At 59.0% G+C, this 17,559-nt stretch carries 14 protein-coding genes; 10 read left to right on the top strand and 4 right to left on the bottom strand.

What is annotated here, in order from left to right; genetic code table 11:
- Positions 1-258 precede the first annotated feature (258 nt).
- Complete coding sequence (yegS, locus tag ABJ99_RS15970; RefSeq protein ID WP_054086627.1) at positions 259-1,179, top strand: lipid kinase YegS; 921 nt, start codon at positions 259-261, stop codon at positions 1,177-1,179.
- Here yegS and ABJ99_RS15965 read toward each other — a convergent pair.
- A complete protein-coding gene (locus ABJ99_RS15965; protein ID WP_054086626.1) occupies positions 1,163-1,825 on the bottom strand; it encodes a response regulator in 663 nt (220 codons plus the stop codon). The genes yegS and ABJ99_RS15965 overlap by 17 nt on opposite strands.
- A 212-nt stretch (positions 1,826-2,037) precedes the next feature.
- The gene (locus tag ABJ99_RS15960) at positions 2,038-2,469 is read right to left on the bottom strand and encodes a hypothetical protein (protein ID WP_054086625.1); all 432 of its coding nucleotides are present in this window, start codon (positions 2,467-2,469) and stop codon (positions 2,038-2,040) included.
- Between the two features lie 569 nt (positions 2,470-3,038).
- Between ABJ99_RS15960 and ABJ99_RS15955 the strand changes: the two genes are divergently transcribed.
- Both ABJ99_RS15955 and ABJ99_RS15950 read left to right on the top strand, forming a co-directional pair.
- Complete coding sequence (locus tag ABJ99_RS15955; RefSeq protein ID WP_007251267.1) at positions 3,039-3,965, top strand: chemotaxis protein CheV; 927 nt, start codon at positions 3,039-3,041, stop codon at positions 3,963-3,965.
- Between the two features lie 100 nt (positions 3,966-4,065).
- Positions 4,066-4,875 (top strand): MOSC domain-containing protein, encoded by an 810-nt coding sequence (locus tag ABJ99_RS15950; RefSeq protein WP_054086624.1) that lies wholly within the window; start codon positions 4,066-4,068, stop codon positions 4,873-4,875.
- Between the two features lie 58 nt (positions 4,876-4,933).
- On the opposite strand, the gene ABJ99_RS15945 is transcribed toward ABJ99_RS15950, so the two are convergent.
- Positions 4,934-6,862 (bottom strand): transglycosylase SLT domain-containing protein, encoded by a 1,929-nt coding sequence (locus tag ABJ99_RS15945; RefSeq protein WP_054086623.1) that lies wholly within the window; start codon positions 6,860-6,862, stop codon positions 4,934-4,936.
- Positions 6,863-7,066: 204 nt separating this feature from the next.
- On the opposite strand from ABJ99_RS15945, the gene ABJ99_RS15940 reads away from it, so the two are divergent.
- Positions 7,067-8,977 carry an ATP-binding cassette domain-containing protein gene (locus ABJ99_RS15940; protein WP_054086622.1) on the top strand — a complete coding sequence of 637 codons (1,911 nt, stop codon included), beginning with the start codon at positions 7,067-7,069 and terminating at the stop codon, positions 8,975-8,977.
- Between the two features lie 68 nt (positions 8,978-9,045).
- On the opposite strand, the gene ABJ99_RS15935 is transcribed toward ABJ99_RS15940, so the two are convergent.
- Positions 9,046-9,507: a universal stress protein gene (locus ABJ99_RS15935; protein WP_054086621.1), complete on the bottom strand. Its 462-nt coding sequence runs from the start codon at positions 9,505-9,507 to the stop codon at positions 9,046-9,048.
- A gap of 179 nt (positions 9,508-9,686) precedes the next feature.
- On the opposite strand from ABJ99_RS15935, the gene ABJ99_RS15930 reads away from it, so the two are divergent.
- From ABJ99_RS15930 to topA, 6 genes are all read left to right on the top strand, one after another.
- A complete protein-coding gene (locus tag ABJ99_RS15930) occupies positions 9,687-10,124 on the top strand; it encodes a hypothetical protein (protein WP_054086620.1) in 438 nt (145 codons plus the stop codon).
- 643 nt (positions 10,125-10,767) lie between these two features.
- The gene (locus ABJ99_RS28320; RefSeq protein WP_054086619.1) at positions 10,768-10,968 is read left to right on the top strand and encodes a hypothetical protein; all 201 of its coding nucleotides are present in this window, start codon (positions 10,768-10,770) and stop codon (positions 10,966-10,968) included.
- Between the two features lie 157 nt (positions 10,969-11,125).
- A complete protein-coding gene (fadB, locus tag ABJ99_RS15920; protein ID WP_054086618.1) occupies positions 11,126-13,291 on the top strand; it encodes a fatty acid oxidation complex subunit alpha FadB in 2,166 nt (721 codons plus the stop codon).
- Positions 13,292-13,295: 4 nt separating this feature from the next.
- Positions 13,296-14,471 carry an acetyl-CoA C-acyltransferase FadA gene (gene fadA, locus ABJ99_RS15915; protein WP_054086617.1) on the top strand — a complete coding sequence of 392 codons (1,176 nt, stop codon included), beginning with the start codon at positions 13,296-13,298 and terminating at the stop codon, positions 14,469-14,471.
- Between the two features lie 104 nt (positions 14,472-14,575).
- Positions 14,576-14,812 carry a DUF1653 domain-containing protein gene (locus tag ABJ99_RS15910; protein ID WP_054086616.1) on the top strand — a complete coding sequence of 79 codons (237 nt, stop codon included), beginning with the start codon at positions 14,576-14,578 and terminating at the stop codon, positions 14,810-14,812.
- Positions 14,813-14,925: 113 nt separating this feature from the next.
- A complete protein-coding gene (topA, locus tag ABJ99_RS15905; protein ID WP_054086615.1) occupies positions 14,926-17,538 on the top strand; it encodes a type I DNA topoisomerase in 2,613 nt (870 codons plus the stop codon).
- The last annotated feature ends 21 nt before the right edge of the window (positions 17,539-17,559 follow it).

The raw sequence follows: 17,559 nt of genomic DNA, 5'->3' as shown, positions 1-17,559 counted from the left end.
ATCCGAAAACAACAGGCCTAACGTGTTTCATTTCTGAAACAAACCCTGGTTCGGACGCCGCGCGTTGCAATCAGGCCCCGCGCTGACGGGCGCAAACGCACATTGGCCGGGCCGGAAAAATTTTCCGACGTCGATGGGCTTTTTTCAGTTGGCTGGGGTCACACTCATGCGCCGCGACAAAATGCAGCCGAGCGCTGACGCACAGAAAAGAGCATTGCTCACCGGGTTTCATCTGCACGGTTCATCAGAGGAGGTGTCATGACACAACGCAGGGCAATGCTCATTCTTCACGGCAAGCAGGCACTCAACGAAGACGTGCGTGACGCTGTCGCCGACAAACGCAACCAAGGCTGGGAGCTCGACGTCAGGGTCACCTGGGAAGGCGGCGATGCACAGCGTCTGGTCAGCGAGGCGCTGGCCGCCGGGCATCGGCATATCGTCGCAGGCGGCGGCGACGGCACCTTGCGCGATATTGCCGAAGCTTTGGCTCTGGCCAATGAACCGCAGGCCAGCCTGACCATTCTGCCACTGGGCACGGCCAACGATTTTGCCCGCGCTGCCGGGGTGCCGCTTGAGGTGTCACAAGCCCTGCGATTGATGGATGTAGAGCCAAGCGCGGTCGATCTGGGTGAAGTGGGCGGCAAGCTGTTCCTGAACATGGCGACTGGCGGCTTCGGCAGTCAGGTCACCGCCAACACGTCGGAAGACCTGAAAAAGGTCCTCGGTGGCGCCGCATATCTGTTTACCGGCCTGACGCGTTTCAGCGAGCTGCATGCTGCGCATGGCGAGCTCACCGGCCCTGATTTTCACTGGCGCGGCGACTTGCTGGCGCTGGGTATCGGCAACGGCCGGCAAGCGGGCGGCGGACACGAACTGTGTCCCACTGCTCTGGCCGATGACGGCCTGCTCGACATCAGCATCCTGCCCGCCCCGCAAGAGGTAGTCGGCACGTTCAGGCGGCTGCTGGAAGGCGGGCTGGGGATCGACAACATGTTCATCCGCGCCCGTCTGCCCTGGGTAGAACTCAAGTCGGCGCAGGGTCTGGACATCAACCTGGACGGCGAGCCGCTGTCCGGTGAGGATCTGCGTTTTGTCGCGCGTCCGGGCGCGCTGCAAGTCCATTTACCGCTGGACTCACCGCTATTGAGCCGCACGCCGCTACTCAATCATCCAGACTGATAATCCGCTCGCGGACGCAAAACAGCACCAGACCGGCGACATCGTAGATCTGCAAGCGCTTCATGATCTGCGAGCGATGAGTTTCAACGGTCTTGATGCTGAGCCCCAGACCAGCGGCGATTTCCCGAGTGGATTTGCCGCGCACGATCAGGCGCAGGATTTCAAGCTGGCGCGCCGTAAGGTTGTAGCGTTCCTTCGATGCCAGACGCCCATCGTGTGGTGTGGGGTCGTTGCTGCGCTGGATGATGACGTGGGCAATCGCCGGGCTCAGGTAACGCTCGTCGTTGCGCAGTGCATCCAGCGCCCGCTCCAGCTCGGTGGCTGTAGCATCCTTGAGCAAATAGCCATCAGCTCCTGCCTCCAGCGCACGCAGAATCATCTCCGGGTCGCTGAGCATCGAAAGAATCAGAACCTTGCAGTGCGGTTGCGTGCGTCTCAACTCCCGCAATACACCAAGGCCGTCGACGTTTTTCATGCTGATGTCGAGAAGAATGATGTGGGGCTGAAGTCTTTGCGCGAGACTCGCCAGCTGCGCGCCGTCGGCGGTTTCGCCAATAATTGCGTAGCCCGGAATATTCGCAACCAGCGCTCGCACACCGGCTCTGATCAGTGCATGGTCATCGATCAGCAACAGATTGCAGGTCATCGTGGCTCTTTGTGTAGATGGTCCAGCTCATGGAAGCGAGAAACCGTCCGCCATTGCCGAAGGCAGCATGGACGCTTCTGACGCAGGCAATACTACCTCAATGGCAAGGCAAGTCAGCGTTCACCTGTCGGACGCCGAATGCCGTGCCTGCGACAGTCGCTGAGTGGCATACAGCCTTAATGATCGATAGAGAACTGGAAGAGCGCCGGCGATTACTGACGTGCGGTATTCGTGGAGGAAACAGGTGATCTGGAAGTGCTGGCAAGTTTTTCCAGCAGTTCGAGCTGTTCCTCATTGTCCATTTTCAGCTCGCCCGTATTCGGGTCAAGCAATTCGACCTGCCACGATATGAGCGTCAGGCAATTTTTAACCGTCAGCAATGCCTCGTGAGACAGTGGATGGGGATGACTGCCCGTTTCCAGGCTCTGACACACCTGCCGCGAGAAGTCGGCAATGCAGGAAACCGAGGCGGCTTGTGCTTCCTGGGCGAGTTTGCGCAGGCTGGTCACGAGGCAGCCGATAGCATCCTCGTCGTCGGAGATCAGTTCCAGATGCGCCAGGCACTCTTCTGATTTGTACAGGAGTGCCTGAGTGGTACTCAGGAACTGATCGTGTTTCTGCTGCCAATCATTGCTGCTCAACATCCTTTGTCTCCACAGATCATGGATCGCAAACTTCCGCTCGAGGCGGATGGTTGACAGTAAATGTCGATTCCAAACAAAAGTCTGTAGGGCATTTCCGAATGTTGCAGATAACGGAGATGTAGGGGGTTCATACGGGCAGCCCTGGGTCACTCGATTGCTTCGCCGTGGTCGGCATATGGCATTCCAGAGGCTGCGTGACACTCGGCAGATCCGACGCACCAGACGACGATGCCGCTCGATTGCCGGATTTGAAAGCGGCTACGCACGCTCTCTCCATTCAGGCAATGGGAATGCATGCACGATAGTGGCAATTATATGTCGATCATATCAGGTGATCCCTGATTGACTTTTTGGGCTTCGCCATAAATGGCCGGCGGCAGGTCGGGCGGTACCGGCTGAAGCAGTGACGTGTGCCGCCTCGTCTGCACGCAGGCAGTGTCGTACCCGCAGAGGGTAGTGCTAAAGTGATATCAATGCCTGAGCCTGAACTTTATCGCTATTAAGGTCCGGCCCTTTTCAGCCGATACACCTTTTGCAGACTCATCATGACCATTGCTTCTGGAGCTAAAATGGCAGGCATTCTCGACACAGTAGATCAACGCACACAGCTGGTGGGCGAGAATCGCCTGGAAATTCTCATGTTTCGCCTTGCCGGTCGGCAGTTGTTCGCGATCAACGTGTTCAAGGTCCAGGAAGTCCTTCAGCTGCCCAAGCTGACCCTTATGCCGCAACGACACTCGTTCGTGTGCGGTGTGGTCAATCTGCGCGGTCAGACCCTTCCGGTGATCGACCTGTCCCAGGCCATCGGCATGCGTCCACTGGTGCCGGGGCCTGGCAGCACGATCATCGTCACCGAGTACAACCGCTCGGTTCAGGCCTTCCTGGTCGGCGGTGTCGATCGTATCGTCAATATGAACTGGGATGCGATCATGCCGCCACCGGCCAGTGCCGGTCGCCAGCATTACCTGACCGCGATCAGCAAGGTCGATGATCAACTGGTCGAGATCATCGACGTTGAAAAAGTCCTCGCCGAGATCGTGCCGTATAACGCCAAGGTGTCCCGCGAGAAGCTCGAAGATCCGGTGCTGGAAAATGCCCGCGGCCGCGAAGTGCTGCTGGTCGACGACTCCAAGGTGGCGCTGGCGCAGTTGCGCGATACCCTGTCTCAGCTGGGCTTGAAGCTGCACGTGGCCAGCGATGGTCTCAAGGCGCTGAACATGCTCAAGGCCTGGGCGGACGCTGGCGAGAACGTGCAGGAAAAACTGCTGATGGTGTTTACCGATGCCGAGATGCCGGAAATGGATGGCTATCGTCTGACCACCGAAATTCGCAGCGATCCGCGCCTGCGGGCGTTGTATATCGTGCTGCACACCTCGTTGTCCGGCAGCTTCAACGAATCGATGGTCAAGAAGGTCGGCTGCGACAATTTCCTTTCCAAATTCCAGCCTGACAAGCTGGTCGAAGTGGTGCGTGAACGTCTTCTGATGATCATCTGAAGCGACAGCGCTCCATGCGCGTGATGCCCGCCGGGTCTGCTTCGTATAAGCTTTGATGTCTGCATCAAAGCTTGTCGTGCCACTCAAGGAACCGGCCCCCATGTTACGTCTCAGCTCGCTCTATCGCTTCCCGCTCAAGTCCTGCAAGGCTGAGACGTTGCAATGCGCATCCTTCGATCAGATGGGTCTGGCAGGTGACCGCCGCTGGATGCTGGTCGATGAGAGTACGGGCCGTTTCTTCACCCAGCGCGCCATCGCGCACATGTCGCAATTGTCCGTGCTGTGGAATGCCAGTGGCGGCGTAACGCTTTCTGCGCCCGGTTTCGATGCGCTGGACGTAGCTGTGCCGCTGGATATCGAGTTCAATCTGCGAGGCGTGACCGTCTGGCGCGATTCCCTGCAAGTGCCTGATGCGGGTGATGTGGCCGCCGAGTGGGTCAGTCGCTTTATCGGCAAGCCTACGCGCATGGTGTACATGCCTGCCGAGCGGGCGCGCTGGATGCCCGGTGGCCATGGTCGCGACGAAGGTCGGGTAAATTTCGCCGATGGTTTTCCGCTGCTGCTGATCGGTCAAGGCTCGCTCGACGACTTGTCGGCGCGGATGGGCAGGCGCATGGAAATGCTGCGCTTCAGGCCCAATCTGGTGATCGAAGGGGCCGAAGCCTTCGCCGAAGATGGCTGGAAGCGCATCCGGATCGGCGACATCGAATTCCATCTGCTCAAGGCGTGTGCGCGCTGCATTCTGACCACCATCGACCCGGCTACCGGTGAGCGCAGTGCTGATCGCGAGCCTTTCGCTACGCTCAAAAGCTACCGGGAAGTGGAGGGTAACGTCATGTTTGGCCAGAACATGGTCAACGACGGGCCTGGGGAGCTGGAAGTGGGCATGTCGGTCGAGATACTGGAATAGCGTCGACCTCGGGGTAAAGCGCTCGGATGAGGCTTTACCCTGTAGCGCTGCCGAGCAGTCAGAGGTCGTCGAAGAAACGCTCGTGCCAGTCGACCAGCGGCTGAGGCGAGTTGAGCTTCTGGCCGTAGATCACCGAATAAGACAACACGTTCTGCACGTACTGCCGGGTTTCGTCGAACGGGATGCTTTCTACCCAGACATCGAAGGCCAGGTGGTTGGCGCCTTTGAGCCACTGCCGCACGCGGCCGGGGCCTGCGTTGTAGGCGGCCGAAGCGAGCACCCGGTTACCGTTGAACTGGGCATGCACCGAGCTCAGGTAGGCGGCGCCCAGCTGAATATTGGTGTCCGGGTCCAGCACCTGCTGCGGCGAGGCGAGCGGGATGCTGTACTTGCGCGCGGTCTCTTTGGCGGTCGCCGGCATCAGTTGCATCAGGCCGGCAGCGCCAACGCCCGAGCGGGCATCGTCCATGAACGCGCTTTCCTGACGAGTAATCGCAAACACCCAGCTCGAGTGCAGGCCTCGTACCCTCGCTTCGCGTACCAGCGTGTCGCGATGCGCCATCGGGAAGCGGATGTCCAAATCGTCCCAGTACTGCGCCTGACTGATAGTGCGGATTGCCGGGAAATACCATTGCATGTCGTAGGCCAGTTTGGCCTGGGCAACCATTTCGTCGCGATTGAACAGGCGGCTGACGTGATACCACTCGCGTCGGCCGTTGACGATCTCGCCGCGATCATGAAACTCCAGTGCGCGGCGCACGCCCGGCGTGTTGCGGACCTTGTTGATCAGCGCCTGGCTAAGCACCAGCGGCTTGTTATTAAGCTGGTAAGGGCTCTGGGTGCGGTCGGCAGCGAGAAAACCGTAGAAGTCGCGTTCCTTGGCAACGTCCTTGTACAACGCAGCAATCAGCGGGCTGTTGGGTTGTGCCAGTTCCAGCGAACGGGCTTCCCAGTAACGCCAGCGATTGGTTGCCGCCAGATCCTTGGGTAGCCGACGCGCCAGTTCGTAAGCATCTTCCCAGCGACCCAGACGCAGCAGCAGGCGCAGACGCCATTCGGTGACTGTGTCGTCGCGCAGCTCAGGGTCGTACCGGGTCATGACTTCAAGCGCGCGGTCGTCGTAACGACGGGCCAGGGTCAGGCCGATCTCCTTGGCGATCTCGACTTGCTCTTCGCGAGAGAAATGCATGGTCGCGGCGTAGCTGTCGAGCATCGACAGGGTTTTCTGCGGGTCCTGCTTGGCCAGACGGCGCAAGCCCAGGCCGACCACGTCGGACATGGCTTCGTCTACCGGCACGAATTGCCCGGGGTTGTTGACCATTTCCGGCTTCTGGGCGACCGCCAGCAGCAGGCGTCCTTGCGGGGCCAGTGAATTGAGGCTGTTGACCAGGGTGGTGGCCAGACTGTAATTGCGGGCCTGTGCCGCCAGCTTGGCGCGCTGCCAGCGCTTCTGTTCCGTCAACTGGCCTGCCGCGGCCCACTGGGCGAAGAATCCGTCACAGGCAGCCGGCAAGGTCTTGCCGGTCATCCAGAGCTTTTCGGCACTGGCGTAACCTTCGGCACGTTTATTGTTGTTCAACTGATACTGCCCGTACAGGCAGTCCAGTTCGACGAACTTCATCTTCGGGTCGTAATACTTGACGAAGGGTTGCCAGTCACCGCGCTCTGCCAGCCAGCGTAACCAGCGCAGCTTCATCCAGTTGGCCTGGGGGAGGTCGCCATGTTCGGCCAGAAACTTCTCGATCTCGGCGTTGCTCGCCGTTTTCAGGCGCGCGGTCAGCTTGTCGTATTCGAGATACGGCTCCAGCGGATAGTCAGCCAATGCCGTGGCGTACATCTGATAGGGCCCTGAATCGCCCTTGGCCAGTGCGCGCTTGGCTTCGTCGTAATACTTGCGTTGTTGGTTGAGGTCGGCCGCATGAGCAGTCTGAACGGCAGTGGCGGAGAGGAGCAGGCACGATAAAAGGCTGAACAAACGACTGCGCATGAGACTTCCGAGCAGATGAGTCGGTGAAAAGTATGACTAGCTTAGCCTTTTGCCAGCTCTTGGTGAAAGCATTGCCGACACACTTGACTCATGTAGAAATAATTAGCGGTTATAAAGGTGTTTTGATGTCGACACGGGTGCCACGAAACCCGACATCCGCAGGCTATCTCAGGTAGAATGCGCGCCCGGTTTTTGGAGAAGCTCATGACCCTGCTCAAATTCAGCGATGTGTCCCTTGCTTTCGGCGCCATGCCGTTATTGGACAAGGTGTCCTGGCAGATCGCCCGTGGTGAGCGGGTGTGCATCATCGGCCGTAACGGCACAGGCAAATCCAGCATGTTGAAGCTGGTAAAAGGCGTTCAGAAGCCCGACGAGGGCGCCGTCTGGCGCGCGCCGGGCCTCAAGATCGGCGAATTGCCCCAGGAATTGCCGGTAGCCGACGAACGGACAGTGTTCGACGTCGTCGCCGAAGGCCTGGATGGCGTCGGCGCCTTGCTCGCTGAATATCATCATCTGGCCCAGAACTGCGTGACCGAGGAAGACCTGAACAAGCTGATGCATGTTCAGCAGGACCTCGAAGCCCGCGATGGCTGGCGCTTGCAACAACTGGTCGACAGCACCCTGAGCCGCTTGCAGTTGCCTGCCGACAAGACGCTGGCCGAGTTGTCCGGCGGCTGGCGTCGTCGCGTCCTGCTGGCCCAGGCGCTGGTTTCCGAACCGGACCTGTTGCTGCTCGACGAGCCGACCAACCACCTGGACATCGGCGCCATCGCCTGGCTTGAAGAAGCCCTCAAGGATTTCCAGGGTGCGGTGCTGTTCATCACCCACGACCGGGCATTCCTGCAAAACCTTGCCACGCGCATTCTGGAGCTGGACCGTGGTGGCCTGATCGACTGGAATGGCGACTACGCCAGCTTCCTGGTTCACAAGGAAGCCGCGCTGGCCGCTGAAGAGACGGCCAACGCACTCTTCGACAAGCGTCTGGCGCAGGAAGAAGTGTGGATTCGTCAGGGCATCAAAGCGCGTCGTACCCGTAACGAAGGCCGCGTGCGCGCACTGAAAGAATTGCGCGTAGAACGCAGCGAGCGCCGTGAGCGTACCGGCAAGGCCAACATCCAGCTGGACACTGCCGAGAAATCCGGTAAACAGGTCATGATCCTCGAGAACGTCAGCTTCGCTCACCCGGGCGGGCCGATGCTGATCAAGGACTTCTCCATGGTTCTGCAGCGCGAGGACCGCATCGGTCTGCTTGGCGCTAACGGTACCGGCAAGACCACGCTGCTCAAGCTGATGCTCGACAACCTGCAACCGACCGCCGGCAAGGTTGAAGTGGGCACGCGTCTGGACGTTGCCTACTTCGACCAACTGCGTCACCAGCTTGATCTGGAAAAAACCGTGATCGACAACGTTGCAGAAGGTCGTGACTTCATCGACATCGACGGTCAGAGCCGTCATGTCCTGAGTTACCTCGGCGACTTCCTGTTCAGCCCGCAGCGTGCCCGCACGCCGGTCAAGGCGCTGTCCGGTGGCGAGCGTGCGCGTTTGCTGCTGGCCAAGCTGTTCAGCAAACCGGCCAACCTGCTGGTGCTCGACGAACCGACCAACGACCTGGACGTGGAAACCCTCGAACTGCTCGAAGAAGTGCTGCTGACCTTCAAGGGCACTGTATTGATGGTCAGTCACGACCGGGCATTCCTCGACAACGTCGTCACCAGCACTCTGGTGTTCGAGGGCGAAGGCAAGGTTCGTGAGTACGTCGGTGGTTACCAGGACTGGTTGCGTCAGGGCGGCTCGCCACGTCTGCTGGGCGTTGCCGACACCAAGTCAGGCAAGGCCGAGCTGGCCAGCGCGGTGGTGCAGGCTGCACCGGTGGCGGCGCAGGACCTGCCGGTGGCAAAAAAGAAACTCAGCTACAAGCATCAGCGCGAGCTGGAAGCCCTGCCGGCCCAGATCGACGAAGTGGAAGGGAAGATGGCTGCCCTGAACGCGGAAATGGCCGAGCCTGGCTTCTATCAGCGTTCGGCAGAGCAGACTGCAGCAGTACTGGCGCAGCTGGAAAACCTCCAGGCTGAACTGGATGCACTGCTGGAGCGTTGGGCCGAGCTGGACGAGTAATCGTCCGGGGCGTCATCACGATGCAAAAAAGCCCGGGTGACCGGGCTTTTTGCTAGTGCGACCTCAGGTCAGTCAGGTTTCTTGTCTTCCTGCTTCTTGAGGCGCACGGCCAGCACATCACAGGGTGCGCCATGCACAACGTCGTTGGTGGTTGAACCGAGCAGCAAAGCCAGACCGTGGCGACCATGACTGCCGACAACGATCACGTCGCATCCCTTGTTCTTGGCCAACTGGTGGATTTCCTGACGTGGCTGACCGTAAACCAGATGGCTTTCGCCCTGGGCGACATCCAGGTTCCTGTACTTGGCTTCTACTTGCCTTAGTTTTTCCTTGGCTTGATCGAACTGTTGCTGTTGCAGTTGTGAAAGGTCCATGGGGACGTCGCCGCCAAAAGCCATGGCCATGGGTTCGACGATGTGCACGATCGACAATTTCGCGCCGTTGGTTTTTGCCAGCATGCTGGCGCGACGGATGACCGGGTCACACTCATCGGTGAGGTCAATGGCAACCAGAACGTGTGTATACGGCATGAAGGTGTCCTCCGGGAGAATTGCGATGCAGGGAGTATGGCGCTTTCGTTGGCATCTGGGCAGACCCTAGAGCGGTTTCCGCTCAAACACTGTGTGTCGAAGCAGAAGCGACTGATTGTGCAAGTCACTGTTTTCAGAAATGTTGTGAAAGGCCTGATGACGGGCCGGGGGCAAGAAATATGACGGTCTGGATAATCCTGTCAATAATTTGTGTCATGTTGAGTCCGCTGGTCTGGCTGCGTCCGTCGCGCCATCAGAACGGCAGGATGGCGCTGCGCATGGAGGCGAGGCGCATCGGGCTGGGCATGCAACTGGCGCCACAGGAGTGGCCACACTGGCTTGCCCGGCAGCCGCCCAGTCCCTGCGCGCAGTACCACCGGCCGCGTCTGGGTTCGCATGCCGATGCCTGGGCATATTGGCAGAGCGAGCCTGGCGTGTGGCTCAATCGCTGGCGGGAAGCCTGCGAAGACGAGAGGCTGCTTAGCCATTTCGGCACGTTGCCAGCCGACGTCTTCAAGGTCGAAGCCGACCCGCAGATGGTCGCGGTATTCTGGGCGGAGAGGGGAGAAGCGGAAGTCTTGCAGCGCATCAACGCCGTGCTCAAGGCCCTGGCCTGACCCTGAATCGCAAGCAATAAAAAGCCCGATAACAACATCGGGCCAGGGTTGGCCAGGCAGGCCGATAATTCGTCGCGTGCCGACAGGTATGACTACCATGTCGGCCATCGCTGTTGCGCACCCGCAAATCAGCTGCATTGCGAGCCTCTTGTGGCGCAGTGTTCCGACTCTAGACCTTTTGCTTCTTTTTGTCGCGGTTCCTGAAAATATATTTTCCCTGCGCGCTGTTATGGTGCATTTCAGCGGGGTTTCTTAACGCGCAATGTACTCATGGCCTGTGTTCGTAAGCTCCGCAACAATAGCAGCCGCAGCAAACGTAATGCCTTGCCTGCAACCGTTGCCACAGCATGCTTTTCATACGCGATGGTACTGACGACGCAGATTGCGACGTAAGTGACGGCTGAGTCCTGGCGCTGATCCNCTGTAAACAGACATCACTGAAATCGCAGAGCCGCCGTATGACGCAGAGCGTCACGAACTGCATGTCCACGCGGAGCGCTTGGCGTTATACATTGGTCTCGTGGTAGCGACCGGGGCAGCGATCCGCTTTGCTTTCGAGGAGGCCGGTACAGACTCCATAAACAGAGCGTATGGGCCAACGTCTTCGTGAGCGAGCCCATCCCCGCATGGATCTATCCGCCTGATGCTGCGGTTCAGCCAGATCACACCCCCAGGCGCTATTATCATTCCGGCGAATGATGGCGGATCGGAAGCGCTCGTGGGCATTATGGAGCGCCAGCATCTGCCAACAGATCTGCAATTTTCTGAGTGTTTTGTCGAATTGACAATCAACCTGTTTTGCCCGATGGTGTGCGTACCCAAATCAAACGGGCGTATGAAATGAGCGTTTGGTCGCCAGACGGCTCTTACAGAATCCTGGCTACCACGTCGCAGCGGGTGTACGTGTGATTTGGCGTGTTCATCGACGGCGACGTCGTAGCTTCGCCGGACGTTAACGTCCGGCGAGTATTGTTCAGCTTCCATATCGTGGAGATCAGTTGATGATTTACGAAGGTAAAGCCATCACGGTTAAGGCTCTTGAAAGTGGCATCGTCGAATTGAATTTCGACCTCAAGGGTGAGTCCGTCAACAAGTTCAACCGCCTCACCCTCAATGAACTGCGCCAGGCGGTGGATGCCATCAAGGCAGACGCATCGGTCAAGGGCGTTATTGTCAGCAGTGGCAAGGATTCGTTCATTGTCGGCGCCGACATCACCGAGTTCGTCGACAACTTCAAGTTGCCGGAAGCCGAACTGGTGGCGGGCAACCTTGAAGCCAACAAAATCTTCAGCGATTTCGAAGATCTGGGCGTGCCTACCGTCGTCGCCATCAACGGCATCGCGCTGGGTGGCGGCCTGGAAATGTGCCTGGCCGCAGATTACCGCGTCATCTCCAGCAGCGCCCGTATCGGCCTGCCCGAAGTCAAACTGGGTCTGTACCCGGGCTTCGGCGGCACCGTGCGTCTGCCGCGTATCATCGGCGCTGACAATGCGATCGAGTGGATTGCATCAGGCAAGGAAAACGCCGCAGAAGACGCGCTCAAAGTCGGTGCTGTCGATGCCGTAGTCGCCCCTGAAAAACTCCAGGCCGCCGCACTTGACCTGATCCAGCGCGCGATTTCCGGCGAGTTCGATTACAAGGCCAAGCGCCAGCCAAAACTGGACAAGCTCAAACTGAACGCCATCGAGCAGATGATGGCCTTCGAAACCGCCAAGGGTTTTGTCGCAGGTCAGGCCGGGCCGAATTATCCGGCGCCGGTCGAAGCCATCAAGACCATCCAGAAAGCCGCTAACTTCGGTCGTGACAAGGCGCTGGAAATCGAAGCCGCCGGCTTCGTGAAAATGGCCAAGACCTCCGCAGCCCATAGCTTGATCGGCCTGTTTCTGAACGATCAGGAGCTGAAAAAGAAAGCCAAGGGCTATGACGAAGTCGCCCGTGACGTGAAACAGGCTGCCGTGCTGGGCGCCGGGATCATGGGCGGCGGCATTGCCTATCAGTCGGCGGTCAAAGGCACGCCGATCCTGATGAAGGACATTCGTGAAGAAGCCATCCAGTTGGGCCTGAACGAAGCCTCCAAGCTGTTGGGTGGCCGACTGGAAAAAGGTCGTCTCACGGCTGCGAAAATGGCTGAAGCGCTGAATGCGATTCGTCCTACGCTGTCCTACGGCGATTTCGGCACGGTCGATCTGGTGGTCGAAGCCGTGGTCGAGAACCCGAAGGTCAAGCAGGCTGTGCTGGCGGAAGTCGAAGCCAACGTGGGTGAAAACACCATCCTCGCGTCCAACACCTCGACCATCTCGATCAGCTTGCTGGCGCAGGCGCTCAAGCGTCCGGAAAACTTCGTCGGCATGCACTTTTTCAACCCGGTGCACATGATGCCGCTGGTTGAGGTCATCCGTGGCGAAAAATCCAGCGAAGAAGCGGTCGCGACGACCGTTGCCTACGCGAAGAAGATGGGCAAGAACCCGATCGTAGTCAACGACTGCCCGGGCTTTCTGGTCAACCGCGTGCTGTTCCCGTACTTTGGCGGTTTCGCCAGACTGGTCAGCGCAGGCGTGGATTTCGTGCGCATCGACAAGGTCATGGAAAAATTCGGCTGGCCGATGGGGCCTGCTTATTTGATGGACGTGGTCGGTATCGACACCGGCCACCACGGTCGTGACGTAATGGCCGAAGGCTTCCCGGACCGCATGAAGGACGACCGCCGCTCGGCCGTCGATGCGCTCTACGAAGCCAATCGTCTGGGTCAGAAAAACGGCAAGGGTTTTTACGCCTACGAGACCGACAAGAAGGGCAAGCCGAAGAAGGTCAACGACCCGGCTGTGCTGGAAGTGCTCAAGCCGATTGTCTACGAACAGCGTGAGGTGTCTGACGAAGACATCATCAACTGGATGATGATCCCGCTCTGCCTGGAAACGGTCCGCTGCCTGGAAGACGGCATCGTCGACACGGCGGCCGAGGCCGACATGGGCCTGATCTACGGTATTGGTTTTCCTCCATTCCGTGGCGGTGCGCTGCGCTACATCGACTCCATCGGTGTGGCCGAATTCGTTGCCCTGGCTGACCAATACGCCGAGCTGGGTGCCCTGTATCAACCGACCGCGAAGCTGCGTGAAATGGCCCGCAACGGCCAGAGCTTCTTCGGTCAAGCGTCTTCCGAGGTATGAACGTATGAGCCTTAATCCAAGAGACGTCGTGATTGTCGACTTCGGTCGTACACCGATGGGCCGCTCCAAGGGCGGCATGCACCGCAACACCCGCGCCGAAGACATGTCCGCGCACCTGATCAGCAAGCTGCTGGAGCGCAACAGCAAGGTTGACCCGGCCGAGGTCGAAGACGTTATCTGGGGCTGCGTCAACCAGACCCTGGAGCAGGGCTGGAACATCGCGCGCATGGCGTCGCTGCTGACCCAGATCCCGCACACCTCGGCTGCCCAGACCGTCAGCCGCCTGTGCGGGTCGTCGATGAGCGCGCTGCACACGGCTGCGCAAGCCATCATGACCAACAACGGCGACGTGTTCGTTATTGGCGGCGTGGAGCACATGGGCCACGTCAGCATGATGCATGGCGTAGACCCCAACCCGCACATGTCCCTGTACGCCGCCAAGGCTTCCGGGATGATGGGCCTGACTGCCGAAATGCTGGGCAAGATGCACGGCATCACCCGCGAGCAGCAGGACGCTTTCGGCCTGCGCTCCCACCAGCTTGCCCACAAGGCCACGCTGGAAGGCAAGTTCAAGGACGAGATCATCCCGATGCAGGGTTACGACGAGCACGGCTTCCTCAAGGTCTTCGACTACGATGAAACCATCCGTCCGGATACCACGCTGGAAAGTCTTGCGGCGCTCAAACCGGCGTTCAACCCTAAAGGCGGGACTGTGACTGCAGGCACTTCCTCGCAGATTACCGACGGTGCCTCGTGCATGATTGTCATGTCTGCGCAGCGTGCCCAGGACCTCGGTATCCAGCCGATGGCGGTGATCCGTTCGATGGCAGTGGCGGGCGTCGACCCGGCTATTATGGGCTATGGCCCGGTTCCGGCAACGCAGAAAGCGCTCAAGCGTGCCGGTCTGAGCATTGCCGATATCGACTTCTTCGAGCTCAACGAAGCCTTCGCTGCACAGGCCTTGCCGGTGCTCAAAGATCTGAAAGTACTCGACAAGATGAATGAGAAGGTTAACCTGCACGGCGGCGCCATCGCGCTGGGCCATCCATTTGGATGTTCCGGTGCACGCATCTCCGGCACCTTGCTCAATGTCATGAAGCAAAATGGCGGCACGTTTGGCGTATCGACCATGTGTATTGGTCTGGGTCAGGGCATCGCGACCGTTTTCGAACGCGTCTGATTTCCCGAGTGTGATGCAAGCCGGGGCTTCGTGCTCCGGCTTTTGTTTTTTGAAAAAACAGTTTTTTAACCAAATGTTTTGCACGTGTTACAAGAGGACGCAGCATGCGATTGCAACCAGGGCTTTATCGCCACTATAAAGGCCCGCAGTACCGGGTTTTCAGTGTTGCCAGGCATTCCGAGACCGAAGAAGAAGTCGTGTTCTATCAGGCTTTGTACGGCGATTTCGGTATGTGGGTGCGCCCCTTGAACATGTTTATCGAGTCGGTCGAGGTTGACGGGGAGCACGTCCCGCGCTTTGCTTTGATTGAGGCTGAACCGAGCCTGTTTTCCCGAACATGAGACGGAACGGCACAACAGGCTGTGCTTGACCTCACCTTGTAGCCACTATATATAGCGTGGCCTTTACAAGCTCCTCATTGTCTTTCATCTAGTATTCAGGAATTTTCTGATCCATGGGCAAATCGCTGGTCATCGTGGAATCCCCGGCTAAGGCCAAGACCATCAACAAGTATTTGGGCAACCAGTACGTGGTGAAGTCGAGTATCGGCCATATCCGAGACCTGCCCACCAGCGGTTCGGCGAGTGCTGCCAAAGATCCTGCCGCCAAGCGTGGCAAGGCCGCTGCGGGTGAAGGCCCGGTATTGACGCCAAAAGAAAAGGCGCAGCGCCAGTTGGTCTCGCGCATGGGCGTCGATCCGGACCACGGCTGGAAAGCCAAATACGAGATCCTTCCCGGCAAGGAAAAGGTCATCGAAGAGCTGCGCAAGCTCGCCAAAGATGCCGACATCATCTATCTCGCGACGGACTTGGACCGCGAAGGGGAAGCCATTGCCTGGCACCTGCGCGAAGCCATTGGCGGCGATGACAGCCGCTACAAGCGCGTGGTGTTCAACGAAATCACCAAGAAAGCCATCCAGGAAGCGTTTTCCAGGCCGGGCGAGCTGGACATAGCGCGGGTGAATGCTCAGCAGGCGCGTCGCTTCCTCGATCGCGTCGTCGGCTACATGGTGTCGCCGCTGCTCTGGCAGAAAGTCGCTCGTGGTCTGTCCGCCGGACGTGTGCAATCGGTCGCGGTGAAGCTGGTGGTCGAGCGCGAACGCGAAATTCGTGCTTTCAACCCCGAAGAATACTGGGAAATTCATGCTGACCTGGGCACTGCCAAAGGTGCCAACGTGCGCTTTGAAGTGGCCCGCGAGAAAGGCGAAGCGTTCAAGCCGTTGAACGAAGCCCAGGCCATGGCGGCCCTGGAAAAGCTCAAGGCATCCAGCTACAGCATCGTCAAGCGTGAAGACAAGCCGACCAGCAGCAAACCGTCGGCACCGTTCATCACCTCGACCCTGCAACAGGCTGCCAGCAATCGTCTGGGCTTCGGCGTGAAAAAAACCATGATGATGGCTCAGCGCTTGTACGAGGCGGGCTACATCACTTACATGCGTACCGACTCCACCAACCTGTCGGCCGATGCCGTCAGCATGGCGCGCGACTATATCGAAACCGAGTTCGGCAAGAAGTACCTGCCGGAAGCTGCGAATGTCTACAGCAGCAAGGAAGGTGCGCAGGAGGCGCACGAAGCGATTCGTCCGTCCGACGTCAATACTCACCCGTCCAGTCTGACCGGGATGGAGCGTGACGCCGAGCGTCTTTACGAACTCATCTGGCGTCAGTTCGTGGCCTGCCAGATGTTGCCGGCGCAATACCTGTCGACCACCGTCACGGTTGCCGCCAGCGATTTCGAACTGCGTGCCAAGGGCCGTATTCTGAAGTTCGACGGTTACACCCGCGCGCTGCCGCAAATGGCCAAGCCCGGTGATGACGATGTGTTGCCGGACATGGCGCAGGGCGAAGTCCTGAAGCTGAACAAGCTCGACCCTAGTCAGCACTTCACCAAGCCGCCTGCGCGTTACTCGGAAGCGAGCCTGGTCAAGGAAATGGAAAAGCGCGGTATCGGTCGCCCGTCGACCTACGCAGCGATCATTTCGACCATTCAGGATCGCGGCTACGTAACGCTACACAACCGGCGCTTCTACTCGGAAAAGATGGGTGACATCGTTACCGGGCGCCTGTCTGAAAGTTTTTCCAACCTGATGGACTACGGTTTTACCGCCGGGATGGAAGAAAATCTCGACGACGTGGCCAAGGGGCAGCGCGACTGGAAAAACGTGCTGGACGAGTTCTACGGTGATTTCCGCAAGAAGCTGGAAGTCGCCGAAGCACCGGACAGCGGCATGCGTGCCAACCAGCCGGTGATGACCGACATCCCGTGCAAGGTCTGCGGCCGCCCGATGCAGATCCGCACGGCCTCGACTGGCGTGTTCCTCGGCTGTTCCGGTTACAGCCTGCCACCCAAGGAGCGCTGCAAGGCGACCGTCAACCTCACGCCTGGCGATGAGATTGCCGACGACGATGAGGGTGAGTCCGAGTCGCGTGTACTGCGCGGCAAGCATCGCTGCCCGATCTGCAGCACGGCGATGGACGCTTACCTGCTCGACGAGAAGCACAAGCTGCATATCTGCGGTAACAACCCGGATTGCACCGGCTACGAGATTGAAGAAGGGACTTATCGCATCAAGGGCTATGAAGGCCCGAGCCTCGAGTGTGACAAGTGCGGCAGCGAAATGCAGCTCAAGACCGGTCGTTTCGGCAAGTTCTTTGGCTGCACCAACGCCGAGTGCAAGAACACCCGCAAACTGCTGAAAAGCGGTGATGCGGCGCCACCGAAGATGGACCCGGTGAAGATGCCGGAGCTCAAGTGCGACAAGGTCGACGACACTTACATCCTGCGTGATGGCGCTTCGGGGCTGTTCCTGGCTGCCAGCCAGTTCCCGAAAAACCGTGAAACCCGTGCACCGCTGGTCATGGAGATCGCGCCGCACAAGGATGAAATCGATCCGAAGTATCACTTCCTCTGCGAAGCGCCGAAGAAAGACCCGGACGGTCGCCCGACCGTCATCCGCTACAGTCGCAAGACCAAAGAGCAGTACGTCCAGACTGAAGTGGAAGGCAAACCTACCGGCTGGCGTGCGTTCTACGACGGCGGCGCCTGGAAGGTCGAAGACAAGCGTTGATCACCAGCGTCCGGTGCTTGT

The organism is Pseudomonas syringae pv. cilantro (assembly GCF_001293775.1).
GTDB classification, from domain to species: domain Bacteria; phylum Pseudomonadota; class Gammaproteobacteria; order Pseudomonadales; family Pseudomonadaceae; genus Aquipseudomonas; species Aquipseudomonas syringae_P.
This window is presented reverse-complemented; position numbering and strand designations above follow the sequence as displayed.